Here is a 25,204-nt window from a genome sequence, read left to right as displayed (position 1 = left end):
TGATGAGTCTTTCTGCTTCAGGCGGCGGTAGTACGTGCGTCGTTCTCTTCCAGTGTCAGCCACTCCGATGCTGTTTCCCAGGGAGGCAGCGCGACAGTGGGGCGGGCTAATTTCTGGAGTGCCGTGAGATCGGAATGCTTGCCAGACGCAGGCGAGATTCCCTGTTTCTTGAGGCAGTCGAACACATCTTCTGCCAGCTGTGGTGCCAAAGCCAGTTTGGTAGGCCAGGCGGTGATCAGGTTTCCTTCGACAACCAGTTGAGGCGTTTCCGGTCGCAGGCCTGACTTCGTGGCTCCTTCGGCACGATCAACCTGGTACGAAGTCCATTCCAGGCCGGAGACGTTGATCCCGGGCATGACAGCCTTTAGCTCCCGGGCAGCGTGAGCGACGAGTTCCTGTCGTGACTGACCTACGCCCTGTTCGGCGATCTGGCCTCCCAGTTGCCAGACAGTGCGTCCCTGGGAGTCGGTATCTGAAGTGATCGTCACCCGTGTTTTAGCGCCGTCGACACAGTGCCCGTTGAACGGTGGCAGGTTACCCCGCACGAGAACCATGTGCAGGGGGCGTCGTTGCATGAAGGGGGCGGTCTGAGAAACGGCATCCGGGCGTGCCTGGGTGCGAAGCGATTCGTTACCGCTGCCGGCAGTCAGCAGAACAGAGCGAGTGTTGATCGTAAGCGGATCGTCCTCGGTGGTCTGCAGTTGAACTGCGGTGATGTTTCCATATGTGTCTGTTTGAAAGGTCAGCTGTGCGGGATCATATTTGAAAATCTGGTCGGCGTGCGTTTGTGCCAGATTGCTGATCAGGCTGAAGGGAGAGATCACCTGTTCCTCCATGACGCCGATGGAACCGGGGCAGCCGGCGAGGACCGACGGTGTTTCGTCAGCGGTCAGACTCCGGGGTGCGACGCGGAGACCCATTTTGGCACCGAACATTCCCAGCCGTGAGGAGAGGGATTCGGTTCGCCAGAGATAGCAGTGGGGTGAGCGGACTTTGGTCTGCGAGAGATCGGGCGTTTGTTCGCCGGTGAGGGATTTCCGCCAGATCAGCGGCATCTCACGGATTCCGCGTGCGGATCCGGTCATCATGCCCTGCAGTGTGTATTTTAATCCGCCGTGAATAATACCCTGGGAAGCGATGGTCTGTCCGCTGCCCAGTTCGAAAGCTTCGAGCAGAAAACACCGGTATCCCCGCCGCGTGGCTTCGCTCAGGGTCCAGAGGCCGGCAATGCCTCCTCCGAAGATAATCAGATCTGCCGCAGGCACGATGAGAATCCTTTCTCACAGTGAGAAGGTGTCCCTTCCCATAAAACGTCAATTTGAACGGAGTTGAAGCTGTTTTTTAATGATTTTACCCCGATTCGGGAAGGTGAATCGGGGTAAAATGCGTGTTCAGAATATCAGTTTCAGCGAAAAAGGAGCGTTCGGAGCATCCAGATCAGATGGAGGCCCGGGCTTCTTTCTTGAGCAGCACGATGGCTTCGACTTCGACAGAGATATTTCCGGGCAGTGAACCCATGCCGACGGCACTGCGGGCGGCGCGACCATTTTCGCCGAAAATCTGCACCATCAGATCGCTGAAGCCGTTGATGACCTGCGGATGATGTTTGAAATCGGGGGCGGCATTGACCATGCCGAGCACTTTGACGAAGCGATCGATGCGATTCAGGTCACCCAGGTACTGTTTGAGGGTCGCCAGCATGGTCAGACCAACAGCGCGGGCAGCTTCGACCCCCTGTTCTTCGGTGATTTCTTCGCCAACCCGTCCTTTGTGCATAGACCCATCCGTTTTGACGGGGCCATGACCGGAGATATACAGCATGTCTTCCACCTGGACGACGGGGTTATAGATTCCACCTGGTTTGGGGGCTTCAGGGAGTTCCAGATTCAGTTCCTGAATTTTTGCCTCGATGCTCATTTTCGGTTCCTGTGTTTAAAAAGTTCGATTCGATCAGAAAGTGTCATTTCAGGCAGCCGATTCCCGGGCGGGCGAGGGGTGCCGACTCTATTCCAGAATAAAACGAGCCTTGCTGATTTCCAATCGCCCGACGAAAACTCTTTTCAAAAACAGAATGATCCGGGAGAAGTCGAATTCCGTATCCAATACGGGTAGGCATGGAAAAATAGAAAAAGGGTGTAAAAATCCTTTCGGAACTGACTATCAGACCGTTATGATACGCGGGAGAGAGACCTCTCGAAATCAACTACTTGCAGGGAGTTAAGCAGACTATGGATAATCTTTGGCAAATCGCAGGATTTCTGCTCGGGGGATTTTGTATCATCCTGGGCATCGTCTTTCTGGCGTTGTTCGCCCGGTATTTCAAGCTCTGGATCCAGGCCTTCTTTTCCCGTGCGAAGATTGGCCCGTTAGCTCTGGTCTTCATGTCGCTCCGGAAGGTAAAACCTTCGGTGATTGTGGACACCAAGATCATGGCGGTCCAGGCGGGTCTGACAGAAATTCCCACGCAGTCATATGAAGCCCATTACCTGGCGGGGGGCAATGTGCATCGCGTGGTGCATGCGTTGATTGTTGCACACCGGGCCCGGATCGAACTCGACTGGGATACCGCCTGTGCAATTGACCTGGCAGGACGAAACATCATCAGCGCGGTGGAAACCAGCGTGGACCCCAAAGTCATCGACTGTCCCGATCCGAAGAAGAGTGGTCGGCCGACTCTGGATGGCGTCGCGAAAGACGGCATTCAGCTGAAAGCCCGAGCTCGCGTCACGGTGCGAACCAACCTGAACCAACTGGTGGGAGGCGCTACGGAAGATACGGTGATCGCCCGCGTCGGCGAGGGGATCGTCTCCGCCATCGGCTCCTGTGAAAGTCATAAAGAAGTCCTGGCGAATCCGTCCGTGATTGCTCGCAACGTGCTGGACCGGGGCCTGGATTCCCAGACTGCGTTTTCGATTGTTTCAATTGATATCGCCGACATTGATGTGGGCGAGAATATTGGCGCCCGCCTGCGGGCAGACCAGGCAGAAGCGGACGTACGAATTGCCCAGGCCCGGGCTGAAGAACGTCGTGCTGAGGCGGTTGCCTCGGAACAGGAGATGGTGGCCCGGACTCAGGAAAACCAGGCGAAAGTCGTCCTGGCGGAAGCAGAAGTGCCTCTGGCGATGGCCGAAGCCTTCTCGCATGGTAATTTACGGGCAGTTTAACTGATGTAATGATCGGTGGATAAGAGGTTGTCGATCAATACAATCAGTCCGGCTGTAAGGGATTCAACAGCACCAGAAATGGTTTCAAAGCGGACTTGATTGAGAGGTCGATGAATTAAAGCAGCCAGACAGGATGTGTTTTTGTAAAAACTGGTTGAAATTTAGTCTGGTGATTGACTAATATGGTGTCAGTAACAGCAGCAGGAGGTTGTTGTGGACTGAATTCTCCGGATCACCTCGAGAGAGTTTTTGTTTACCTATGGCAGAAATCGCAAATATCAATATTACGGAAAAACAACTGGACCTCCTTTTGTCAGGTTTGCGCTACGTTAAAAGTGCGGAAAAGCTGCGAGTGGAAGATCCCACACCTGAATACGTCCGTAGCCGGACCGAGAAGCTGGAAGAAATTACCGCTCTCGAAAAGACTCTGAATTCTTCACCGCGCCAGGAAAGTGCTGCTCAGGTTTGAGAATTACCAGCGCTTAGGTTGAGTTTAGTTCCCAGATTCAATTCAATAGGACGGTTCGCGTTGCGCGCATTGGCTCAGTCCCGCCGCGCAGCGTACTGTGTTTGTTATGATCTGATGAGATGGGAATATCTTACCTCCTATGCGTTATGAGCATGTCTGCGTCGAAGCTGTCAGTTGTACGCTTCCCCCCCACGTTGTCACTTCGGATGAACTCGAAGCGCGTCTGGCCCCGGTTTACGATCGATTAGGTCTGCCTGCGGGCCGACTTGAGCTGATGACGGGTATCCAGGAACGCCGCTTTTTTGATCCCGGAACGCTCCCCGGTTCGATCAGTGCCCAGACCGTCAATCAAATGCTCGACGAAAGTGGATTCGACCGCAAACACATCGGCGGCCTGATTCATGGCTCCGTCTGTCGTGATCAGCTGGAACCGGCGACCGCCAGTGGTGTGCATCATGCCACACAACTTCCCCAGAATTCCCTCGTTCTGGACGTGAGTAATGCCTGCCTGGGTCTCTTAAACGGTATGGTTTTCCTGGCCAATATGATCGAAATGGGTCAGATTCGTGCCGGGATTGTGGTGGGAACCGAAGTCGGACGCGATCTGGTGGAAGGGACCATCGATGATCTGCTGGAAGACAGCACGTTGACCCGCAAGTCGATCAAGAATCATTTTGCCTCGCTGACAATCGGCAGTGGTTCTGCAGCGATCCTGCTTTGTGACCGTAAGTTAAGTAAAACCGGTCATCGTCTGCTGGGGGGGAGTTTCCAGACTGACACCTCCAGTCACGAGCTCTGTGCCGGGGGTGTCGAAGCCCAGAAGCACGGCGATCACCGTCCGCGAATGCAGACCGACTCCGAATCCCTGCTGGTAGCAGGCGTCAACCTGGCCATTCCGACCTGGGAAGTCACCAAAACCACGCTGGGCTGGAAAAACGAGGATGTGAACCATGTCTTCACACATCAGGTCGGTAAAGCACACCGGAAACTGCTGCTGGACAAGCTGGGTCTCGATCCGGCTTTGGATTACCCGACCGTTGAACGACTGGGCAACACTGGAGCGGCTGCTCTCCCCATGGCGTGGGCGCTGGGGATTCAGGATCAGATTCTGCAGGACGACGCCAAAATTGCCCTGCTGGGAATCGGCAGTGGTCTGAATTCTCTCATGCTGGGTGTCCAGTGGTAAGACGCGCGTCTCTGCGCGAATAATTCTCTCTTCTTTCTGAATCCGGGGTCCCAGTTATCTGTAGCGGTTATTGCGTTTAGGGTGGTTTTTATTAATTTGCCGCTCAAGGGGATCGTGCCTGCTCTGAGTCCGTTTGGACACTAAGTTCCGGTTATTACTGAAAATCCGAACGGTCTGCATGTCTGGATTGCCGGAAATGTTCCGATGTTTGCCAGTAGCTATGCCTGCTACCGGTCTTGAGGTGCAAGATCGAAGTTCGCGGTACATGAAGTTCCTCCGCGGCTGGTTTTCAGTCAGGGCGCTCTCAGTCACTTTCAGGGATGTCACAGACAGGATCCGCCAGATGCGTTTACGCTCTCTCTTATCAGTTGGTTGTGTGCTTTCCTCTTTGACGGCTGCCGAACTCAAAGCGGAAAATCTGGGATCGATTGTTCCTCCCGCGCCCGCAGCACAGTCTGAGACTGCAGGTGAAGAGGCTCAGCTGACACCCGTCGCGGAAGTATTCCAACCCTCTGCAGATCCGATTGAGTCCGAAGAGAATCCGCAACCGGAGACCCTGAATGAAACCGAGGAGTCCGAAGACCAGATCATCTTCGACGATCCCTCGCCGGTAAAACCGCCCGCTGATCCGTATAAGCCCCTGTTCTACGACAACACGTTTGGCAGCTATCTCAGCAATCCCAACCATCCCTGGCTGTTGGGAGAGCGGTTGAAGGAGATGCCGCTGGGAGATGAATGTTCGCCTTACACTCTGTCGGTGGGTGGCGAGCTGCGGCACCGCTGGATGCACGAACAAAACCGACTGCGTCCCGGCGGACCCATCAATACCGATTACAATCTGTGGCGCTGGCGTCAGTACTTCGATCTGCATATCAGCGATTTTGCCCGCGTCTATTTTGAAGGCATTGATGCCTCGATCTTCGATAACGATCTGCCACCTACGCCGATTGATATTAACCGCTGGAATGTGCAGAACGCGTTTGTGGATGTCAAACTGCACGAGTGGGATGGGGCGCCCGGGTGGTTCCGCTATGGTCGACAGGAAATGTTGTACGGTTCTCAGCACCTGATCTCACCCCTGGACTGGTCGAATACCCGCCGGAATTTTGAAGGCTTCAAATACTTTCACCATACCGATTCGGTACACTTCGACGCCTTCATCACCAACCCCGTAAACGCAGCAGCCGGAAACCAGCCGCTTTCCCGGTATGACAATGGCCGGGATAAGCCGGATACCTCGGTGACGTTCAGCGGGATCTACATGACATTCCTGGACGCTGGTCCTGAGTTGATCGACCTGTATTATCTCTGGCTGCGTGATGAAACCAACACGCCGAACCGTCCCGATGGTTCACGTCATACCCTGGGGGGACGCTATAAAAACTCCTGGGAAGTTCAGAACGAATGCTGCCAGGTTACCCGCATCTGGGACTTTGAAACCGAAGGTGCTTATCAGTTCGGGGTCGATGACAGCAAGCGTGTATCGGCAGGGTTCTGGACCGCCGTACTGGGTCACACCTGGACCACGGTTCCCTGGCAGCCCCGTTTGAGTGGTCTGTTCTACTACGGTTCAGGGAACCACGATCCCAACGGAAGTACGAACAATACCTTCAACACGCTCTACCCGCTGGGCCACGCCTACTGGGGGATCATCGACAACCTGTCCGGTCAGAACCTGTTTGACTGGAGCCTGCAGCTGAATGCGAAGCCGGCAAAGAAGGTGAGCCTGGTCAGTGCGTTCCACTGGTTCGAAAAGGCAACCAGTAACGACTACCTGTATAACGTTGCCGGTGCCCCGGTGGGTACGCTGGGAGGCAGCCGCGATATCGGGCAGGAACTCGACCTGATCGCGATTTACAAGTTCAATCCGAACTTCAACATCCAGGCCGGCTACTCCTGGTTCTGGTATGGCGATTTCGTCGGGACCAACATTCCGCCACGGAATACCGCAACTCAGTTCTACGTGCAGACGACTGTGCGGTATTGATCTGGTTGTGGGATGAGTTGATCTTTCGCCGGGTGGTCCCGAATGTAATTCGGGATTGCCGCAGGCAACAGGAGGTGGCTGAGAGAACGTTCTTTGCAGAGAGCGTGTCCCCGAAGCTTTTAATCTTATAACAGAAGCTTTGTTATCCACTGTCTGTGTGAATTGCGACCTCCTGCTCGCTGCGCTCGGCCCGGATTACATCCGGGCCCACCCTTTTTTCTCTAAGGTATGAGCATCTCGTCTACGGTTCTGAAACCTGGGTTTCTTTTGGCTGCAACTGCGTATCAATCCAATCGGCCATTTTGGCGACCTCTTCGTGGATGGTGGGCCAGGGGTGGCCGCCTCCCTGTTTGACGATCAGCGTGACAGGGACGTTTGCTTTTTCCAGTGCCGCGACCATGGCGCGTGACTGTTGAATGGGAACGGTGAAGTCGGCGGTGCCGTGAATCAGCAGGAACGGAGGCAGGCCGGGCTGAACCAGGCGGGCGGGGGAGAACGAGGTGCGGAGTTCGTCCAGCTTCTGTTCGTCGATGGTCTCCGCGCCTTTGGGGGTGATCAGTTGGCGGATGGCTTGCGAGAGACGATCGCTCCCGGTGATGTCGAGTTTCAGGCCGCCATAATTCATCAGGTCGGTGGGGGGAAAGAAGACGGCGACAGCTTTGACGCGGGTTTTGGCAGTGGGTTCGGCAGCGGAGACAGCGGCCATGCAGGCGAGGTGGCCTCCCGCGGAAGCACCGAGCAGAGCCAGGCGATCCGGATCGATTTTATATTCGCCGGCATGGGCTTTGACCCAGAGGATGCCGCGGTTCACATTCTCGAGCATTTCGGGTCCGTTGAATTTGTCAATGGATCCAGGTCGGATGGCGAAAATGGTGTAGCCGCGACTGCAGAAGATATCGAACATCTGTGCCCGCTCGTGATCGCGGAGTTTGCCCCGGTCCGAGTGATACGCGCCGGAAACCACATCGACAATCGCCAGGCCGTTGGACTTGCCGGTGGGGGTGAAGATATCCATCAACAGTCCCACGCCGTGCACTTCCGCGTAGACGACATTTTTCTGTTGCTGATAGAGTGCTACGGGCTGTTCAGCGGCGTTAACCGGTTTGCTGACAGGGATTAAGAGCAGTAAAGCACAGAGAGACAGAGTTCGCACGCGTGAAACTATCGACATAAAATCGGACCTGATCGCGGAATAGATAAATAAAAAGAACGGCTTTACGAATCTTACCAGACAGGGGCAGTGTTTCGAAACAAAAAAACGCCCCGGGGGGCTGCCGGTTCTTACCGGAAAAGTCTCGCATTTGTTTCAGAAAAACGGCTAAAATGAAGTGGAACACGAAATTTTCAGAGGTTGCGCGCATGACAGGTAAAGACAGACAGCGATTCGGCAGCATCTCCCGGCGCGATTTCATGCGTCTCTCGGCCCTGGGTGTGCTGGGAACCGGAATGTCCGGCTGGATGAGACGGCTGGCAGCAGAGACCGCGCAGAATCCGCAGCGCAAACGTTCGTGTATTCTGCTCTGGATGTCGGGCGGGCCCAGTCAGTGTGATACCTTCGATCTGAAGCCGGACCATGAGAACGGCGGTCCTTTCAAGCCGATCGACACATCTGTCCCCGGGATTCAGATTTCGGAGCATCTGCCTCAGCTGGCGAAGGCGATGCAGCACCTGGTTCCGATTCGCTCCATGAGTACTAAAGAGGGTGATCATACGCGGGCGACATATTTATTACGCACCGGTTATTTGCCCTCGGGTCCGTTGAGTTATCCGGCCCTCGGTTCGCTGATGAGTAAAGAGTTGGGACGTGATGAATCCGAGCTGCCGAACTTTGTGAGTATCGCCCCGAACAAAACATTGAGCCCCAACGCATACGGCCCCGGATTTCTCGGACCCCAGTATGCGCCGCTGGTCGTTGGTGAAGGGGCGGGCTTTGTGCAGAACGACGAGATGAATCTGGATGCGGCTCTGAAAGTGAAAAACCTGGAACTGCCTCAGGGAATCAACCGGAAGCAGGCGGATGCCCGGCTCTCGATTCTCAAAGACCTGGAAGACGACTTTCAGGCAACCCACCCGGGAGTGCCGACCAGCAGTCATCGGAGTGCGTATGCCGCGGCGGTGCGGATGATGCGTTCCAAGGCGATCGAAGCGTTTCAACTGGACCAGGAACCGGACGCGTTGCGGGACGCCTACGGTCGGAACCGGTTTGGTCAGGGATGTCTGCTCGCCCGGCGGCTCGTCGAACAGGGCGTTCCCTTTGTCGAGGTTTCGCTTAACGGGGTGCAGGGTTCGAACGCGTTCGGCTGGGACACGCACCAGGATAATTTCGAAGCCGTCAAAAGTCTGAGTGAAGTGCTCGACCCGGGCTGGGGAACGTTGCTGAGCGACCTGGAACAACGGGGGCTGTTGGATTCGACGCTGGTGGTCTGGATGGGTGAATTCGGTCGCACGCCGAAGATTAACCAGAACACGGGCCGCGATCATTTTCCCGCAGCCTGGTCCACGGTGATCGGCGGTGGTGGGATTCGCGGCGGACAGGTGGTTGGCAAGACCAGCGAGGATGGTATGAAAGTCACCGATCAGCCGATTACGGTTCCCGATCTGATGGCCACGATCTGTAAAGCACTGGGCCTCGATCCGGAGAAGCAGAACATGTCGAACATCGGCCGTCCGATTCCATTGGCTGACCATGGGGCAACGCCGATTGGTTCGATTTTGAAGGGGTGAGCTTGTTAGACATTGGTTCGATGCTCTGTTGTGGAATGTCAGAGTGAACTGAGACCTCCTGCTCGCTGCGCTCGGCCCGAATTTTATTCGGGCTTACCCTTGTTTTTGAGGGTTGTATCTGGATCCCTTGTGAGCGTGAATGAGTTTGTTCTCCGCCAGACGGGCGACCACGCAGGGTCGCCCCTACTTCTCGATTACAGTTCGTTAATCAGAACAGGCTGTAGATCAGGATCTGAATGGTTAATGCGAGGCCGGCCCAGACTTTGAGGTTCTGGTACCAGTGGGTGGCATTTTCCGGGGTTGTGTTTTCGCGGGGGAGACTCAGGACCCAGATCAGGACGGCGATCAGTGTGCCGACAAACAGGGCCCGTACGCACCAGAGGGGAATCTGGACGACCAGATCGCGGACGAAATTTCCAATGTGATGCAGTGGGGTCATGCTTCACCTCTCTGGGGCTGGAGACTAAAGACCAGGCCGTCGATTTTTTCTTTGGGCTCGGGTTTGGTACACAGGCTGATGATTACAATCAGCGAGAACGAAACGACAAAGGCCCAGATCGAAAAGTAGAGGAACGGTTCGGAGATCTGGAACAGGGGCTCGAGGCCCAGGGCGGTGTAGACGTCGGGCTGATTCAGGGCGAACAGGGTGATCGAGAAACAGACGCCGACCAGGAATCCGGTCAGGGCGGCGACGCCGGTCGCCCGTCTCCAGAGCAGGCCGGTGATCAGCAGGGCGAACGCGGGTCCCTGGAAGAAGGCCATCAGTGTCTGGAAAATGGTGTAGATGCCTTCGCTGCGATTCATCAGAAAGAAGGAAAAGCCGACGGCCCAGATCACGAGCAAAAACGTGACCACGCGACCCACCATGAGCAGGGAGACATCACTGGCGTCCCGGCGATAAAAGCGTTTGTAAAAGTCGTTGGAGACGATGGTCGAGGCAGAGTTGAGATACGAGTCGATGCTGGACATCAGCGCCGCCAGGAACGCGGCGAGGAACAGCCCTTTGAGACCGACGGGCAGCAGATGTGAAATCAGTTCGGGGAAAGCCTGATCTCCATCGGTCAATTCGGGGAATTTGATAAAGGCGATCAGACCGGGCACCGCGACGACCACGGGAACGAGATTTTTGAGCAGAGCTCCCCAGACATACGCGGCCTTCGCTTCGAATTCACTGGCCGCCCCTAACGAACGCTGCACGATGGCCTGGTTACCAATCCAGTAAGCGGGGCTCAGAATCAGAGCCAGGCCGAAGAAGATTCCGGTCCAGGGGAAGGGGGTGTCTGCATCGGCGGGCAGGATCAGCGAGGTGTGCAGCAGGTCTTCCTCTTCTGTTTCAGGAGCCTGTTCCATTGCCGCGCCATCGACGGGCTCCAGTTTCTGGGCGAGTTCCCGTTCTCTGATCTTGGCCTGAAATTCGTCGATACCGCCGACATCGATGATGCCGATCACCAGGACCAGCAGGCAACCGCCGATCATGATGATGCACTGAATCATGTCGGTATAGACCACGGCGGCGAGTCCGCCGGAGATGGTATAGATGCCGACGAGAACTGCGGTGAGATAGATGCAGGCGTTAACGCTCATGCCCAGGTGCAGGCTCATCATTTTCGCAGAGGCGAGGAGCATGATGCCCAGATTGCAGGCCATGAAGATGATCCAGCAGAGGGCCAGCGCGGAACGGACGGAGACGTTAAACCGCCGCTCCATGTATTCGGGAATCGTGGTCACGCCGCTCCGCCAGAAAAAGGGAATGAACACGAACGCCCCGATGATCATCGCCGGAACGCAGCCAATCCATTCGAAGTTACCAACAGCGAGACCATGCGAGAAGGCAGCGCCTCCGGTGCCGATGATGTCCACGGCACCGATGTCGGTCGCAACGAGTGACATGCCGATAGCCCACCAGGGGAGGCGGCGACCGGCGAGAAAGTAATCCGAACCGGTTTTAATCTTGGAGCCGATGTAGAGTCCCAGCCCCAGCGTTCCGATCAGATAGGCGAAGATGACGGCGTAATCGAGGGACGACAGTGTCTGCATAAGGATCTCACCCTGGTAGCATTATGGCCTGGGAAGAAGACAGGTTTATACTGCAGGCACTCACGAGCGTTGGGGCCTGATGGTTTCTACCATACAGCGTCTCGCAGTAAAAATCGACTCAACACGGGAGATTTGATGAGAGACCCCGGCGGCTGATTATTTCTGCGGCGCTGCGAGTACTTTTTTGATCTGGGGAATCAGCAGATCGGCGACTTTTCGCTGGCCGGCGGTGTTGGGATGAATGCCGTCGAGGAGCAGGTCATCGGTCGACTGATCGGGTTGCTTGTCGAACTCTTCAAAGGCAGCGTAGATGTCAACCAGGGGGACCTGTTTCTCGCGGGCGATCTCACGGACTGACTGGGCGTAGTCTTTCAGAAACAGGTTGAAGCCCTGGGGATCATCGGGATCGTAGGGCGGCTTGCCATACAGTTTTTTGATACGCGGAATCCAGCGGAGCGAATTCGAAGTCATCAGGATGACCTTGATATCACGTTGCTGCAGCTGATCGATGAGGGAACGGAGGTTGGCCTCGTACTGTTTCTGTGAAACGCGCGAGGCTTTCGCGGGAGGATCTTTCCAGACATCGACGGCAGAATCGTTGATGCCGAACTGAATGACGACCAGATCGGGCTGTTTAGCCAGCACGTCTTTTTCGAATCGGGCGATGGCGTTCTGCGTGGTGTTGCCGCCGATGCCCGCATTGATCACCTTGACGGGAACCCCCTGCTGCGGCAGTTCTTTCGCGAGGATCATGGAATAGACGACCAGCGGACCACGGGTGGCGGTGGTGGAATCGCCGAAGGTGACGATGGTCGCCGGCTCCGCAGCAGAGAGGCTGTCTGTGGTCAAATGCACGCCTGTCAGCAGTGCGCACGTCAGCAGGAAGGTGGCAGCGCGGTGAATCATGGTGGATAGCCCTGTTTCGGATGCGGTGTGAATGATGTAGCTCAGCGCGTTCCTTCAGACTAAACAATGTCGCAGAGGCATGCAATTCCGAAGTATAAAGAACGTGTTGCTCGCGCGTGGGTTCATTCCAGGTCGAGCAGAATGGAATTGCGTTCGCCGTTGACGTCGACCACGAGTGGCGTGGTTTCCTTACTCAGGTATTTGTCGGGCACGCGGGGGACATCGTCTGGTACAGTACTGCCATCCGGGTTTTCATAGGAGACCAGCACCACGACTTTGTGTTTGCCCAGGATCGCACCGTCGCCGGTTTCGTAGGTCGAGAGCGAGTAGTTGCCGTCCTGGCCGATCATTCCCACTGCGTGTTTGCCGCCGTCGACAGGGAAGAACATCACCGTTCCCGTTTTGAGGTCCTGGTTCTGACAGACGACTTTCCCTTCCACCTGCCCGGTAGGTTTGCGATCCGCGTTGGCGCCACAGCCGGTGCCGACACTCAGGATAAGCAGTAGTCCCAGAACGCGTTGAAGGTGTCTGAAAGTCATCTGTCTCTGTCCCGTCAATAAAGTTCCGCAGGCGCTGAAAGTGAATCGACTGTTACTGAGGCAGGCCGCCCGTGGGTAAGCCGTCGGATATGTGACCCAGCTGCTGGAATACCTGGAGGTCCATGTTTTCACTCAGGAAATGCACGCTGCCATCACCGACGAGGAAATGGGCGCCCCCTTCGTGGAAACTCTGAGAGGCGGTGGTCTGTGGCCAGCCGATGCTGGGATACTGACAGGGCGAGGGTCCACAGAGCAAAGAGGAACTGTTGATGGCATACGCGGTAGGCACCGGACTGTCGCTGGAGACCCAGGCGCTGAACGGGTTATATTTCGGCGAGCTTTCCCCGACGGCCAGCGTATTGGAAACGCCGTCGGTCATATCGCGGAAGCGAACGACTTTGGTCTGTCGGCGACGGAATAAGCCGCCTGGTCCGTTATCGGGGTGCAGACCGGCGACGCCCGTGTAGGTGGTCACTGCAGCCGTCTGGGTATAAGGGCCACCCGAGGGGTCACAGTTGCCTGACGAACCGACGGTACCACTGGCTCCGGTCGCATTTCCGGGAAAGCACCAGTTGGTGTGTAGATCACTTTTGATGGCCGACGTCGGATCGCTGGGACAGAGGTAAACCGGGAGGATGGTTTGACAGAGTTCCAGGTGAGTCGGCTCGGTGATGCGGAGGCTGAAGTTGAATTTGTTATACAGGGGTCCCTGATCGATGAGGGGCAGAATCATGACCCGCCAGCTGAAACCGTTGGGAAGGTTGTTGGGTCCGCCGTTGGAATTCGGGGGCAGGGAACCGTGGGCTTCGTGATAGCCGTGCAGGGCAATGCCCAGCTGTTTGAGATTATTTTTGCAGGTAGAGCGACGGGCTGCTTCGCGGGCCTGTTGTACTGCCGGCAGGAGCAGAGCGATCAAAATTGCAATGATGGCGATGACGACCAGCAACTCAATCAACGTAAACGCACGACGTGGGTATCTGGCTGAACTCATCACTTACCTCCGGTCAGAATAACAGAACTCCTGTCATTCGGAGCAGAATGACAGGCAGAATCGTGATTACAACACAGTTGAAGCTGGTGCCGGCAAGAAGGGAGTAAAGCTAATTTTATATTTGATTCTGGCACCAATGTTATATTGGTAGTATTCTTTGGCGCCAATGTCAAATAATTTTCACACAATCTTATTTATTTTTGAATGATTTGTTTTGGGGGATAAAGATCAGCGGGATGCGGGCGCACGTTCGCAGTGGAGTCTCATTACTGGAGATTCAGCAGAGAGGAAAACAGCTGGTAACGCAGGTTCGTTGGGGTCTTAAAACAGGTACCCCTGACCAAGATCGCGCCGACAGCTGGAGAGCTGGGCGAGGTGGAAGCCGAAGTGGCTGGTGAGGAGCAGCGCGACCGCGTGGCCGACGGTCTGGACCGGAGTGCCATCAAAGAGTTCAATGCCGTGTGGCTTTTCGAGATCCGCGGGCGTTGCCTGGGAGGCGAGCGAACGGAGGGTTTCGTAGGCACTGAGGACCGCGGCGATCAGAGTTTCGCGTTTGAGTCCTTCGTCGGGCTGGACTTCATCGTTAGAGCCGGGACCAAATGCCTGCACCCAGAAAGTGTGTGTCAGTTTGCCGCCGAGAAAGGTCTGCCCCATTTCCCCGACGATGGCCAGGTGGCCGAGGATCCAGGCGGGGGGATGGCCGTGCCCCTGGCCGGGCATGAAGAGCGTCTCTTCCGGGAGATCGGCCATGATCGTTTCGAATTGTTTCATCTGCAGCTGGTTGAGAGCGATTTCATTTTCGAACATGGCGCGGTGCACTCCGGATTTTCTGGTGAGAGAAACATAAACGCTATTAATAAGGTAGTCGGCGGGACGCGGGTCGTCAATAATGAGAGGAGATTCCGGGTTTGTTACACTGATCGGGTGATTCAATTCTTGATTGATGAAGAACCACGAAAGACATGAAATGCACGAAAGAAATCATTAGTCCGCGGTTAGTTCTGCGAGGGGAATCACGGCGAGTTCGGCGCTGTTGAGGTTGGCGCGGCGGCCGCCGTTGTTGGAGTAGCCGACATACAGCTTGCCGTTGTGTTCCAGGGCGCAGGGGTAGGAGAGGCTCAATCGTTTGGCGGATTCTCCGGGCTGATCGGGGTGCAGGGACCGCCGGATGACGTAGATTTTGGAGAAGACGTTTTCACCCGGACGGGAGACAGCGATGGTCAGGGGGGACCGCCGACCACCGATGCCTTGAGCACTGTTGCTGACCAGGTAGCGTTGCCCGTTACTGAGGACGCCGGTGACCGGTTTGGAGGGGGCCATGGGCAGGTTACTGACGCGGGACGGGGACCAGGTCTGTCCCTGGTCTTCACTGATGGCGAGCAGGGCCTGGGTGCCTCCGCCGTAGCGGGCGAGATTGAATACGCGCTGGCCGTCGAGCCAGAGCGCACATTCACCCCACATGCGGGTGATGTCTTTGGCAGCGGGGATCTGCACGTAGTCCCATTTCGTGAGGTCGTCACCGTGACTGATGGCGACGGCGGCAGGGAAGAGACGATCCCCTGCATAGGGGCCGCCGGTCAGGCCGGGCATGATCCAGTTGCCGTTCTGCAACCGGACCGGCTGATTCATGGGCCAGAAACCGTTCTCGATAATGGTGCCATGCTTTTTCCAGGTGCCGGTTTTTTCATCCAGCGAATAGGCGCGGGTGTGAATCTTCTGCATGTGGTTATAGTAGGCACCCTGAAAAGCCCAGAGTTGTCCCTGGTGTGAGAGGAAGACGCCATGACTGACGGCGAGGTTCTCTTCGTCGCCGGCGTCGATCAGCTGGAGGTCGCTCCAGGTCTTGCCGTCGTCGCTGCTCACGCGATACTGGGCTTCCTCGCCGACGGTGTTTTCTTTCCCTTTATTGTGACCGAAAGAGGCGTAGAGTTTTCCCTTGTGCCAGCAGAGTCCGACGCCGTGCAGAAAGGTGTAGCCATCGCGGGGCTGGTCCCATTTCTTGATGACTTCGAAGCGGACGTTCTTGAGTTCCGGAATATTCGCGGCGGCGGGCAGGGGCCGGCTGTTATCCCAGAGCGATTTGGGGGCGGGTTCATCCGCGTAGAGCGGAGCCAGAGCAAGGAGGGTCGCCACAACCAGGGTGAGCAGCTGCATGTGGTGTGCCTTGTGTGAGTGGGTAATCATTTCAGGAATCAGGATAAGCAGTGTTGCAGGAGCAACGGGGGAGCTTGTTCACTCTCCAATCAGAATATCGCGGCGTTTCTTAAGTCTGCCGTATCTGTTTTCGCCGATGAGCCAGATCTGGACGTTGCCGGGGGTCTGAATCAGGTTGGCGGGGATCATCACTTTTCCATTCTGGCGATCCTGTTCGGTGACGAAGATGCTATGATCGTCGTAGTCGTCGGCGTCACTCACGAGGTGCGCGATAATCACCTGCATATTTTCGGAGCGAATATCTATTTCCCACGGCTTGCTTTTGGATGCTGTTTTCGCGGGCAGACTGAAATCGAGATCGCAGACAGAAAATTCACAGGCCTGACTCAGGGAATCGTCCTGCATGACGCAGTGTGCAGTATAGTCGCCGCAGTCTGTGAACGTGAATTCCTTCACGCCTGTGCCGGGCTGGTCGACTTCTTCAACCACGGCCTCGCCCCGTTTGATGACCAGTTTTTTCACGCCCTGCTGATCCCGGTCCATGATGTTGATTTTGACTGACTGGCCTTTGTGATAGGGGACCCAGTCACCGCGATCGAGCAGCAGCACACGGTTGATGACAGGGGTTTTGGCATCTTCCTCGTAGTTGGGGAACAGGAAATCTTCAGCCTTGTTCTCGCCGCGCCAGGCATCAAGGTCGGTAATGCGATACAGTTTCCTGCCGCGGGAACTCAGGTGTTTATTAAAACTGGCGACGCTGCGGTTCGTGGTTTTGGTAGTGAGCGGGCGACTCTCTTCAACCCGCACATGGGTGACTTCGCCGGCCTGGTTCCTGGTAATCCGGGTGACGATTTCAACGTGCGAACCGGGCTGGGGTGGTGTGAAGATGATGTCTCCCACCCGGGCATGTTGCGCGGTAGCGGGTTCCACTGGTGTGACCCCCTCGCGATACGGGGGATTGTGCAGGCGACTGACATACCAGATGCCGCACTGCAGGGCGTAGCTGGTGTAGGACGAACAGACCTTGCCGTAGTAGCACTCGGCATTGGGAACTTTGCCATACAGGTTTTCGGTGTAGAGAACGCTTTGGGGATTTTCCACGGCAGCCAGAAAGGTTTTCAGAAAAATATCAAAGCCGATATAGCGGCCGACGTATTTGACGCTGGAATAGGGAACTCCCGTGTATTCTTTACCCGGCTCGAAAAAGCCCCGGCGGCGGGGCATGCCTTCGGCGACCGGCGTCCATTTCACCTGGGACATGATGCGGGCATAGTCGACCCCTTTGGCCTGCCAGTTTTTTGCCTGGTCGATGGTTGTTTTTTCCGATTTCGTTTCTCCCGCCATAGTGGAAACAGGCAGACAGAGAAGACTGACCAGCGTCAGTAGACAGAGTGCATCACGACGAACAGCAGTCATGGAAAACCCTCGCGAATGAATGTTGGCGGGAAGCCCGGTCCGGGCGTTTAATATTGCAGGAATATTGTCTAGCGTATGTCATTTCAAAACCGAAATCAATCAGCGGGTTACGTTCGCGGTCGTTTTCCGCGTGATCGGGGAGTTCAACAGGGATTGGTTTTCTTAACCAAGAAAAGAGGTGCTCCAAGGTAGTCTGTGAGATATTAGAAAGAGATGCGTGCTGATTTTTTACTACCACGAAAGGCACGAAATACACGAAAATTTATTGAAGTGTGAGAGGCTATGATGAGTCTGAAAACAGTTCCTCTGGAAATTACAACGGATCCTGAATCGCTTCTACTGTGTCATAGAGGTGGAAGAGAAGTTATCGCTGATGGGCTGGGAGACAGTCGCAGGTTATAACCGAACAATGTAATTAAGAAGACCCGAATGAACGATGATCAAACAGAGAACAGAGATGCTTTAGACACAGGCCAGTGGTCCGTCTGGCGGCAGGGGGATGATGGGAACCGGTTTGTGATGGCCGAGGGGCTTAGTGAAGCAGCGGCGCGGCAGATGGTGGCGGAGTTTGAAGCGCGGGGGCATAAGCAGCTATATCAGGCGAGTCGGATGCGGTAGAGGGGGAGTTTGCCCGCTGAGGTTGTGTCGCTTATTTACAGGTACGCTGTTGGGAATCGTTTTCGATGGCGGTGATCACGGCTTCCCACAGTGATTGTACCGGGTAGGGTTTCTCCAGGATCGCGAACGCGCCTTCTTCGACGGCGCAGCCGGTGGTCTCCCGGTCCAGAGAGCCTGAGACCAGAATTGCGGGCAGACGGTAGCCGGCGGACTTCATCTGTTTTAACAGATCCAGCCCGTTACAGCCGGTCAGCTGGAGATCGGTGAGCAGGCAGCCACAGGAATCGGCGGCGGTGCTGCGGAGGAAATCTTCCGCGCAGCAAAACGCTTCTACACTCAAGCCGCAGCTCTGCATCAGGATGACGCAGGAGTCCCTGACGGTGTCGTTATCATCCACGATATAGACGCGGGGGTGGTAGTACTCTGGTAGTTTCTGCAGTCGTTTCATCAGTGAAATTTATTACGTTAAACAGTCCAACCTGTCAGGCGCGTTTTATAGTCTTTGCAGGCCAGATCTGTAAACTGATGTTTTGGTCCGATTTAACTGAACTTATGACTGCGTTAGTGTTTATGTATATCGATGTCCGACCACTGATCTTTTGCGGACAGCTGCCGTCGATTCAGCTCTCCTGACTGACGCCGATGTGGATAATGGGTCGACGAGGGAACCATTTTCTTGTTCTTGTTCGATTCGAGTGACGTTTTTTTTGAACGCAACACTGACCGTTTCCGGCTCGCTGCGCTCGGCCCGAATTGTTTGCGGGCCTACCCGGTGTATTGAGAGTTTTCTCTGAGGCCTGGGAAAGCGTGTGAGTGGTTTGTGACCTGCCAGGCGGGCGACCACAGAGGGTCGCCCCTACGACGAAAATCAGTTGGGCGTAATCAATGTTTTAAACCGTGCTGCTTGAATCAATGTATTTGAATGTTTGTCATGTGGAAGCATTTTGTAGAACGGCGTGAGGGGGTCAAGAGGAAATGTGCTGTGCTTCCGCTTTGAAAGAGAGTGAGTTGATGTTGAATTTGCTGCGAAATGCTCTGAGTGTGCTGCGAAATGATTTGAAATGTTACGGGACATGCAGAACCGGTGCCGGATGTTCCGGTGAAAAGATGGAAAATTCGACGTCGATTCAGGTGCTGCTGTGTCACTGGTTCGCGGTGTTCCAGTGCACGCATCGTCCGCCTCGCGCGCGAAGCACAATTGCAATACTTTATGATTCGCGAACCGTCGATCAAGTTCAATCTTTTCAGTTAGATCAGGTGAAAAAGTTTCCCTGGTCGGATGCGGGAGGAGAAAGATTTGTGGAAGGAGGAGTGGCGTGATGTGGTTCTGTCAGTGGCGCATAAAAAAAGAGGACTGGAAAGCCCAAGCTTCCAGTCCCCTGAGGATTTCTCCTGTGTTTAGGTAACACTTAGTCTGGTCATAAGTATCACTGACGACTACTCAATTCTTGCGAACTGTCTTGGGTTCATCGACGGCAACTTACTTCCAGGTTCGTTGTTATACACGGATACTTCGGCAAGTTTTCAGACAGAACTTGAATGGTCGTGCCCAAAAAAATGGCAGATTTTTTTGAGTGAAATTGTAACCGGCAGGACATGAGTGAAAGTTAAAACTGTTTCAAATTGTCTGCGATCATTTGTACAAATTCAGGATGAATTTCGGCTGTGAAAAACTGCTTACAACTCAGGAATCGGATCATCGTTTTTGATGTCTTCTTCTTCCCAGTTTGCCTGACCGTTTTCGTATCGCAGGATGCGATGCTTGCTGCCGGGCGCAGGCTTTTCGTTGACCGTGGGAAGCCAGGTGCGATGTTCTTCAATCAATTTTGCATAATTGGGATCGCCGATGAGATTTTTCCATTCCGCGGGGTCCTGCTGCATATCATAAAACTCTTCCGATCCGTCAGCGTAGTGAATATAGCGATAATTTTCCGTGCGGACCGTGGTGTTGTTGCGGTTGTGAGAGGTGATGGCGGGCCACTTGCGGGGTGTGTTGGCGTCCTTGAGCTGTGGGACCAGCGAGTGACCTTCGAGGTCGGTGCGGGGAGGCAGGCCGCTGAGTTCGACCAGCGTGGGATAGATATCCAGGAGTTCGGCCGGTTTGCTGCAGACAGCGCCTTCGGTGATGCCCGGACCGGCGAAGATGAGGGGAACACGTGTCGAACGTTCCCAGAGCGTGTTCTTGCCGGTGATCAGTTTCTCACCCAGGTGCCAGCCGTGGTCGGACCAGATGACGATAATGGTATTTTCCGCCAGGTTGTTTTTCTCAAGTGCGTCGACGACGCGTCCGACCTGGCTGTCGACAAAGCTGGTGCAGGCGAGGTAAGACCGCACCAGGTTGTGCCACTCGTTGGCTTCCTTGAGAAACTTGAGCCGGGGTTCGGGGAGCTTCCAGTGCAGGTACCAGGAAAAGCGGGGCGTGTCGTCGCGGTCGACATCCAGCACGGGAGGCAACTGGACGGTGTCCGCGGGGTAGAGGTCGAACCACTTCTGTGTGGCGTAGCAGGGGACGTGCGGCAGAAAGAAGCCGACCGAGAGGAAGAAGGGTTCGGTCGGTTTTTTGTTCAACTGATCGACGGCCCAGCTGGCGACCTTCCAGTCGCCTTTGTCTTCGTCTTTGTGCGGGAAGGTGCCCCAATCGACGAGGGGGTGCGGGTTGGGGGTGTTGACCAGTTTTTTGGGAGGCTTCACGCCGACCCCGGCAGGCGGGCCGAGGACGTTGAATTCCTTGTCTTTTTTCTTGCGACCGTAGCCGCCGTGATAAATTTTGCCGGTGCTCAAAGTTTTATAACCGTTCTGCTCCAGGTACTGAGGGAGCGAAACACGATCTTTGAAACGATCGACGTTGCGGAACCAGGGGGCCAGTCCGTAGATGCCGGTGGTCGTGGGCCGCAGGCCGGTCATCAGGCTGGTCCGCGAGGGATTACAGAGGGGGGACTGGCAGTGGGCGTTGGTAAACAGGGTTCCCCGCGAGGCGACCTTGTCAATGTTCGGGGTCTTGATCTGGGGGTGCCCTTTCAGGCAGCCGATCCAGTCGTTCTGGTCGTCGATGGCAATAAACAGAATGTTGGGTTTCTGAGCCGCCTGGAGCGGTGTGGAGACGAGCCAGAGAAGAGCGATCATCAGGAGCAAGCGCATCCGGGGTCCCTTTCGATAAGACTTTCAGAATCAAAACGTATGAAGCCTTCCCATCATAACCGGCAGAGGAACCGAAAGAAAACCGGGGATCAGATTAACAGTCCCGATTTTCCTTCAGACAGGTTTTCGTCTGGATTGCATCAACGTTTGTCGATATATTGGACGATATTCAGAACAGGCGATTTTCTTAGGCTCGGGTAGAATCATGCTTTCATTCTGTGATCACAATCATCGAAACGGTCGGCGGGAATTCCTGCGCGTGGGCGGTCTGGCGCTGGGCGGGTTGACTCTGCCTGGTCTGATGTCGCTACAGGCGCAGGCGGCGGGATCGGGAACGCTGCTGAAGAACAAGTCGGTGATCTTCCTGTTCATGCACGGTGGTCCGAGCCAGATTGAGACGTTCGATCCCAAGATGACCGCGCCGTCGGACATTCACAGCGTGACGGGCGAGGTGGCGACGAAGATTCCCGGCGTGACGTTCGGAGGGACGTTTCCCAAGCTGGCACAACAGGCCGACCGGATGTCGATCGTCCGCTCTTATCGTTCGGGGGACAGTCGACACGACATCAAACCGATCGTGCATAAGGATACGCTCGATGCCAACCTGGGTGCGCTTTACTCCCGCGTGGTGGGGGCGAATCATCCTGATAAAGGGATGCCCACAAGTGCGGTGCTGTATCCGCGTGCTATTGATGAAAAGATGATGCCGGCGATTACCAAGTTCGGCAAATTTGATTCTCCCGGGCAGATGGGAAGTGCGTATGCCCCGTTCGTGCCTGGCGCCGGGGGGGACATGCAGTCGAATATGACGCTGTCGATTCCGCAGAATCGTCTGGACGATCGACGAGTGCTGTTAACGAAACTGGATCGGGCCCGCTGGGCGGCTGAGAAGAGCGACACGTTTGCTGCTTCGTCGGAGTTGCAGCAGCAGGCGTTTGATGTGATTCTGGGTGGCGTTTCCAAAGCCTTTGACTTGTCGGAGGAAGATCCCCGTGTTGTGGCCCGCTACGATACGGCGCCGCTGGTTCGTCCTGAAACGATCAGCAAACGCTGGAAGAACTATCAGCGGTACATCGATAACGCACAGTCATTAGGAAAACTGTTGCTGATGGCGCGGCGTCTGTGCGAAGCGGGTTGCGGATTCGTGACGATCACCACGAATTTTGTGTGGGATATGCACGCGGACAATAACAATGCGGGCGTGGCTGAGGGCATGGACTACATGGGCGTCCCCTTCGATCATGCGGTCTCCGCTTTCCTGGAAGACGTGCACGAGCGGGGCTTGAGCGAAGACATTCTGCTGGTCTGCACGGGTGAAATGGGACGGACTCCCAAACTCAACAGCCGCGGCGGCCGCGATCACTGGGGGAACCTGTCGCCTTTGATGCTGAGTGGCGGCGGGCTCAAGATGGGGCAGGTGATTGGTCAGTCAGACCGGCATGCCGGCGGTCCGCAGACCGAGCCGATCGAACGGAAAGATCTGGTGACCAGCATCATGCACACGCTGTTCGACCTGGGCGAGCTGCGGATTACGCGGGGCGTTCCCAACGAAGTCGTGCAGGTCGCGACGGCCGGGGATGTGATTCCCGGACTGTTTTGAATGACGCTGAGATCGAGGTTGACGCCGCGAAGCGTCTGCATAAGCTGTTCTGATTTCAGGCATGCGGTGTGAGTTACATCACTCCAGCTACGCTCAGCCCCCTTGCAGTACCTGTCTGACTTTGACTGCCAGTTCGTTGCGCGAGAATGGTTTTTTGAGGAAGGAGTTCTCTTCGCTGGTGATGCCTTGTTCGGCCATGATGTGCAAGGTGTAGCCGGACATATACAGGACATTGAGATTTGGCTGGAGTTTCTGTAATGCGAGATAAAGTTCCTGGCCGTTCATTTCGGGCATGACCATATCGGTGATTAACAGGTCCACCGTTCCCTTAAAATCAAGCAGTATCTGGATGGCTTCCCGGGGACTGGTGGCGATGATCACGCGATAGCCCAGCGAGAGCAGGATCTCCCTGCTGATTTTGGCGAGCATCGGTTCGTCATCGATCAACAGGATCATTTCGCTGGTACCGATGGGTGCACGTACAGCGGGTTCGAGGTGAGGGAGCGGTTTTCCATCGCGACGACAGGGAAGGAATATTTGAAACGTCGAGCCACTGCCGGGCTGATTTTCCACGCGGACGAAGCCCTGGTTCTGTTTGACAATTCCTGCGACGGTGGACAGGCCGAGCCCGGTTCCTTTTCCCTGTGGCTTTGTGGTGAAGAAGGGTTCAAAAATGCGAGCCTGTGTGGCCGGGTCTATGCCGGGACCGGTATCAGATACGGAAAGCATCACAAAATGACCGGGAAGGTACTCCGGATGTGCTTTACAGAATTCGTGGTCGAATTCTCTGTTCTCCGTTTTCAGGGTGATGGTTCCAATTCCGGAAATGGCGTCACTGGCATTCACGCAGAGGTTCGCCAGAATCTGATCGATCTGGGAAGGATCCATTTTGACGATACAGCCTTCAGATTCCGGCTCCCAGACAAATTCGATTTCCTCAGCAATCAGGCGTTTCAAAATGCGCAACATACCCTCAATCGACTGATTGAGTTCAATCAACCTTGGTTCGGCTTCCTCGCGACTGCTAAAGCTCAAAAGTTGTTGAGTCAGTTCGGTGGAACGCTCTGCAGCATCGCGAATTTCTGTCAGGTGATGATGGAGGGGGTGGTCCGTATCGATGTCGAGCAGCGCCAGCCCGACATGGCCCTGGATCACGTTCAACATATTATTGAAGTCGTGGGCGATACCTCCGGCGAGTCTACCGAGGGATTCGATCTTCTGCGCTGCCACCAGCTGTTCGAGCAATTCCTGGTTTTCCTGCTCGAGGTGTTTGCGGTCGGTGATGTCTTCTGTGAGGATAACCATACCGCCGATCGAATTTCTCGATTCATACCAGGGTTGGATGATCCAGTTGATCCAGTGCGCTGCGCCGCCTTCACGCGGAAACAGTTCTTCATTTCGCAGAATCGATCCTGCGAGACACTGCTGATGAGCAACTCTCCAGTGATTGGGAATTTCCGGAAAGACTTCATAATGGGAGCGGCCCTGCAAGTTGTCTTCCAGCCTGTAGTCGTCGATCCAGCGGCGGCTGGTGGCCAGATAGCGCATGTTTCTGTCGAACAGCGCGATCGCGACCGGAGAATTAACTATGAAATTCTGCAGGTCTCTAAAACAGAGGAAGGGATCCTGGTCCTCGTTCTGATTATAAAAGACGAAGAGGGCTCCCATGATTTTACCGGGATGCTCATACAGCGGAGCGATATTACCGTTAATTTGTTGAGGCGAGTTCTCTTTTGTATTGATAGCAGGCTGACTGCTGAAGATGACATACTCACCTGTCGAGAGGACAGATTCGAGAGACTGTTGCATTTCAGCCCGAAATTCTATTGCTGCCAACAGGAATGTTTCGAAAAAATCCTGTCCCTGGATTTCTTTAATTGTACGACCGAGCAGTCGTTCCGCAGAGGGATTCATCAGCATGATACGCTGTCGTGTATCAACTGCGATCACGGCGTCTATCATGTTCTGCAAGACGGCCTGATGCCAGTTCAAGCGGCTCATTCAGCGGGTCCTTTTTCGACGGCAATAGTAAAGTTCTGGAAATGAGAAATGACAGAAGTGAGAGGTGAATCTGTACCCTGGGCACCTGGAGAATTAATTCCGACGAGCTATTCTAGTCAGAGTCGTTTTAAAAGGAATCTATATTTCAGGTCTCTGCAAAGAAAAGATATGTTTGCAAGGCGGAGTCTGATAACTTGATCAGAGCACAAAATGGCTGTGTGCGGATGTCTCTGGGAACAGCTGAATCGCAGTTGTAGTACCACGCCCCCTGCCA

The 25,204-nt window shown here is 55.1% G+C and carries 21 protein-coding genes; 7 read left to right on the top strand and 14 right to left on the bottom strand.

Translation table 11 applies throughout. The features are described from left to right. Window positions 1–17: 17 nt before the first annotated feature. On the bottom strand, window positions 18–1,265 hold the full coding sequence (locus RID21_RS08095; RefSeq protein ID WP_350188143.1) for an FAD-dependent oxidoreductase: 1,248 nt from the start codon (window positions 1,263–1,265) through the stop codon (window positions 18–20). A gap of 172 nt (window positions 1,266–1,437) precedes the next feature. After that, on the bottom strand, window positions 1,438–1,917 hold the full coding sequence (locus tag RID21_RS08090) for a RidA family protein (protein WP_145035318.1): 480 nt from the start codon (window positions 1,915–1,917) through the stop codon (window positions 1,438–1,440). Between the two features lie 311 nt (window positions 1,918–2,228). Between RID21_RS08090 and floA the strand changes: the two genes are divergently transcribed. From floA to RID21_RS08070, 4 genes are all read left to right on the top strand, one after another. Then, the gene (gene floA / locus RID21_RS08085; protein ID WP_350188142.1) at window positions 2,229–3,164 is read left to right on the top strand and encodes a flotillin-like protein FloA; all 936 of its coding nucleotides are present in this window, start codon (window positions 2,229–2,231) and stop codon (window positions 3,162–3,164) included. 211 nt (window positions 3,165–3,375) lie between these two features. Then, window positions 3,376–3,633: a hypothetical protein gene (locus tag RID21_RS08080; protein ID WP_145035323.1), complete on the top strand. Its 258-nt coding sequence runs from the start codon at window positions 3,376–3,378 to the stop codon at window positions 3,631–3,633. Window positions 3,634–3,772: 139 nt separating this feature from the next. Beyond that, window positions 3,773–4,819: a 3-oxoacyl-ACP synthase III gene (locus tag RID21_RS08075; protein WP_350188141.1), complete on the top strand. Its 1,047-nt coding sequence runs from the start codon at window positions 3,773–3,775 to the stop codon at window positions 4,817–4,819. Window positions 4,820–5,162: 343 nt separating this feature from the next. Next, window positions 5,163–6,806, top strand: coding sequence for an alginate export family protein (locus RID21_RS08070; RefSeq protein ID WP_350188140.1), 1,644 nt, complete (start codon window positions 5,163–5,165; stop codon window positions 6,804–6,806). A gap of 241 nt (window positions 6,807–7,047) precedes the next feature. Here the strand turns inward: RID21_RS08070 and RID21_RS08065 are convergent, their stop codons facing one another. Next, on the bottom strand, window positions 7,048–7,977 hold the full coding sequence (locus RID21_RS08065; RefSeq protein ID WP_350188139.1) for an alpha/beta hydrolase: 930 nt from the start codon (window positions 7,975–7,977) through the stop codon (window positions 7,048–7,050). 188 nt (window positions 7,978–8,165) lie between these two features. Here RID21_RS08065 and RID21_RS08060 point away from each other — a divergent pair, with 188 nt between their 5' ends. Then, window positions 8,166–9,530, top strand: a complete 1,365-nt coding sequence (locus tag RID21_RS08060; protein ID WP_350188138.1) for a DUF1501 domain-containing protein — start codon at window positions 8,166–8,168, stop codon at window positions 9,528–9,530. Between the two features lie 208 nt (window positions 9,531–9,738). On the opposite strand, the gene RID21_RS08055 is transcribed toward RID21_RS08060, so the two are convergent. The 8 genes from RID21_RS08055 to RID21_RS08020 all read right to left on the bottom strand — a co-directional run bounded on the left by RID21_RS08055 (window position 9,739) and on the right by RID21_RS08020 (window position 17,573). Continuing rightward, complete coding sequence (locus RID21_RS08055) at window positions 9,739–9,969, bottom strand: hypothetical protein (protein WP_350188137.1); 231 nt, start codon at window positions 9,967–9,969, stop codon at window positions 9,739–9,741. Further along, window positions 9,966–11,567 (bottom strand): SLC5 family protein, encoded by a 1,602-nt coding sequence (locus RID21_RS08050; protein ID WP_350188136.1) that lies wholly within the window; start codon window positions 11,565–11,567, stop codon window positions 9,966–9,968. Before RID21_RS08050 ends, RID21_RS08055 begins: the two co-directional genes overlap by 4 nt. 156 nt (window positions 11,568–11,723) lie before the next feature. Continuing rightward, window positions 11,724–12,473 carry an SGNH/GDSL hydrolase family protein gene (locus RID21_RS08045; protein ID WP_350188135.1) on the bottom strand — a complete coding sequence of 250 codons (750 nt, stop codon included), beginning with the start codon at window positions 12,471–12,473 and terminating at the stop codon, window positions 11,724–11,726. Window positions 12,474–12,595: 122 nt separating this feature from the next. Next, window positions 12,596–13,012 (bottom strand): hypothetical protein, encoded by a 417-nt coding sequence (locus tag RID21_RS08040; RefSeq protein WP_350188134.1) that lies wholly within the window; start codon window positions 13,010–13,012, stop codon window positions 12,596–12,598. A gap of 52 nt (window positions 13,013–13,064) precedes the next feature. Continuing rightward, entirely contained in the window at window positions 13,065–14,003 is a 939-nt protein-coding gene (locus RID21_RS08035; protein WP_350188133.1) for a DUF1559 domain-containing protein, read from the bottom strand. Window positions 14,004–14,324: 321 nt separating this feature from the next. Beyond that, window positions 14,325–14,810: a DinB family protein gene (locus tag RID21_RS08030; protein ID WP_350188132.1), complete on the bottom strand. Its 486-nt coding sequence runs from the start codon at window positions 14,808–14,810 to the stop codon at window positions 14,325–14,327. Window positions 14,811–14,987: 177 nt separating this feature from the next. After that, a complete protein-coding gene (locus RID21_RS08025; RefSeq protein ID WP_350188131.1) occupies window positions 14,988–16,157 on the bottom strand; it encodes an exo-alpha-sialidase in 1,170 nt (389 codons plus the stop codon). A 78-nt stretch (window positions 16,158–16,235) separates the two neighbouring features. Then, window positions 16,236–17,573, bottom strand: coding sequence for a hypothetical protein (locus tag RID21_RS08020; RefSeq protein WP_350188130.1), 1,338 nt, complete (start codon window positions 17,571–17,573; stop codon window positions 16,236–16,238). 429 nt (window positions 17,574–18,002) lie between these two features. Between RID21_RS08020 and RID21_RS08015 the strand changes: the two genes are divergently transcribed. Next, a complete protein-coding gene (locus RID21_RS08015; protein WP_155364610.1) occupies window positions 18,003–18,191 on the top strand; it encodes a hypothetical protein in 189 nt (62 codons plus the stop codon). 31 nt (window positions 18,192–18,222) lie between these two features. Here the strand turns inward: RID21_RS08015 and RID21_RS08010 are convergent, their stop codons facing one another. Together RID21_RS08010 and RID21_RS08005 are read right to left on the bottom strand one after the other, a co-directional pair. After that, window positions 18,223–18,639, bottom strand: a complete 417-nt coding sequence (locus tag RID21_RS08010) for a response regulator transcription factor (RefSeq protein WP_350188129.1) — start codon at window positions 18,637–18,639, stop codon at window positions 18,223–18,225. 1,229 nt (window positions 18,640–19,868) lie between these two features. Further along, window positions 19,869–21,329 (bottom strand): sulfatase, encoded by a 1,461-nt coding sequence (locus RID21_RS08005; RefSeq protein ID WP_350188128.1) that lies wholly within the window; start codon window positions 21,327–21,329, stop codon window positions 19,869–19,871. A gap of 205 nt (window positions 21,330–21,534) precedes the next feature. Here RID21_RS08005 and RID21_RS08000 point away from each other — a divergent pair, with 205 nt between their 5' ends. Continuing rightward, window positions 21,535–22,929: a DUF1501 domain-containing protein gene (locus tag RID21_RS08000; RefSeq protein WP_350188127.1), complete on the top strand. Its 1,395-nt coding sequence runs from the start codon at window positions 21,535–21,537 to the stop codon at window positions 22,927–22,929. 93 nt (window positions 22,930–23,022) lie between these two features. Here the strand turns inward: RID21_RS08000 and RID21_RS07995 are convergent, their stop codons facing one another. Further along, a complete protein-coding gene (locus tag RID21_RS07995) occupies window positions 23,023–24,930 on the bottom strand; it encodes a hybrid sensor histidine kinase/response regulator (RefSeq protein ID WP_350188126.1) in 1,908 nt (635 codons plus the stop codon). Between the last annotated feature and the right edge of the window lie 274 nt (window positions 24,931–25,204).

Origin of the sequence: Gimesia sp. (assembly GCF_040219335.1) — a bacterium.
Classification (GTDB): domain Bacteria; phylum Planctomycetota; class Planctomycetia; order Planctomycetales; family Planctomycetaceae; genus Gimesia.
Note: the sequence above shows the minus strand (reverse complement) of the source record. Positions and strands in the feature narration are given on the sequence as shown.

What these genes read in the sequence shown, in the direction of transcription:
- RID21_RS08090 (WP_145035318.1), bottom strand. Translation starts at nt 1,917, where the DNA reads ATGAGCATCGAGGCAAAAATTCAGGAACTGAATCTGGAACTCCCTGAA.
- floA (WP_350188142.1), top strand. Translation starts at nt 2,229, where the DNA reads ATGGATAATCTTTGGCAAATCGCAGGATTTCTGCTCGGGGGATTTTGT.
- RID21_RS08075 (WP_350188141.1), top strand. Translation starts at nt 3,773, where the DNA reads ATGCGTTATGAGCATGTCTGCGTCGAAGCTGTCAGTTGTACGCTTCCC.
- RID21_RS08070 (WP_350188140.1), top strand. Translation starts at nt 5,163, where the DNA reads ATGCGTTTACGCTCTCTCTTATCAGTTGGTTGTGTGCTTTCCTCTTTG.
- RID21_RS08065 (WP_350188139.1), bottom strand. Translation starts at nt 7,977, where the DNA reads ATGTCGATAGTTTCACGCGTGCGAACTCTGTCTCTCTGTGCTTTACTG.
- RID21_RS08060 (WP_350188138.1), top strand. Translation starts at nt 8,166, where the DNA reads ATGACAGGTAAAGACAGACAGCGATTCGGCAGCATCTCCCGGCGCGAT.
- RID21_RS08055 (WP_350188137.1), bottom strand. Translation starts at nt 9,969, where the DNA reads ATGACCCCACTGCATCACATTGGAAATTTCGTCCGCGATCTGGTCGTC.
- RID21_RS08050 (WP_350188136.1), bottom strand. Translation starts at nt 11,567, where the DNA reads ATGCAGACACTGTCGTCCCTCGATTACGCCGTCATCTTCGCCTATCTG.
- RID21_RS08045 (WP_350188135.1), bottom strand. Translation starts at nt 12,473, where the DNA reads ATGATTCACCGCGCTGCCACCTTCCTGCTGACGTGCGCACTGCTGACA.
- RID21_RS08040 (WP_350188134.1), bottom strand. Translation starts at nt 13,012, where the DNA reads ATGACTTTCAGACACCTTCAACGCGTTCTGGGACTACTGCTTATCCTG.
- RID21_RS08035 (WP_350188133.1), bottom strand. Translation starts at nt 14,003, where the DNA reads ATGAGTTCAGCCAGATACCCACGTCGTGCGTTTACGTTGATTGAGTTG.
- RID21_RS08030 (WP_350188132.1), bottom strand. Translation starts at nt 14,810, where the DNA reads ATGTTCGAAAATGAAATCGCTCTCAACCAGCTGCAGATGAAACAATTC.
- RID21_RS08025 (WP_350188131.1), bottom strand. Translation starts at nt 16,157, where the DNA reads ATGCAGCTGCTCACCCTGGTTGTGGCGACCCTCCTTGCTCTGGCTCCG.
- RID21_RS08020 (WP_350188130.1), bottom strand. Translation starts at nt 17,573, where the DNA reads ATGACTGCTGTTCGTCGTGATGCACTCTGTCTACTGACGCTGGTCAGT.
- RID21_RS08015 (WP_155364610.1), top strand. Translation starts at nt 18,003, where the DNA reads ATGAACGATGATCAAACAGAGAACAGAGATGCTTTAGACACAGGCCAG.
- RID21_RS08010 (WP_350188129.1), bottom strand. Translation starts at nt 18,639, where the DNA reads ATGAAACGACTGCAGAAACTACCAGAGTACTACCACCCCCGCGTCTAT.
- RID21_RS08005 (WP_350188128.1), bottom strand. Translation starts at nt 21,329, where the DNA reads ATGCGCTTGCTCCTGATGATCGCTCTTCTCTGGCTCGTCTCCACACCG.
- RID21_RS08000 (WP_350188127.1), top strand. Translation starts at nt 21,535, where the DNA reads ATGCTTTCATTCTGTGATCACAATCATCGAAACGGTCGGCGGGAATTC.
- RID21_RS07995 (WP_350188126.1), bottom strand. Translation starts at nt 24,930, where the DNA reads ATGAGCCGCTTGAACTGGCATCAGGCCGTCTTGCAGAACATGATAGAC.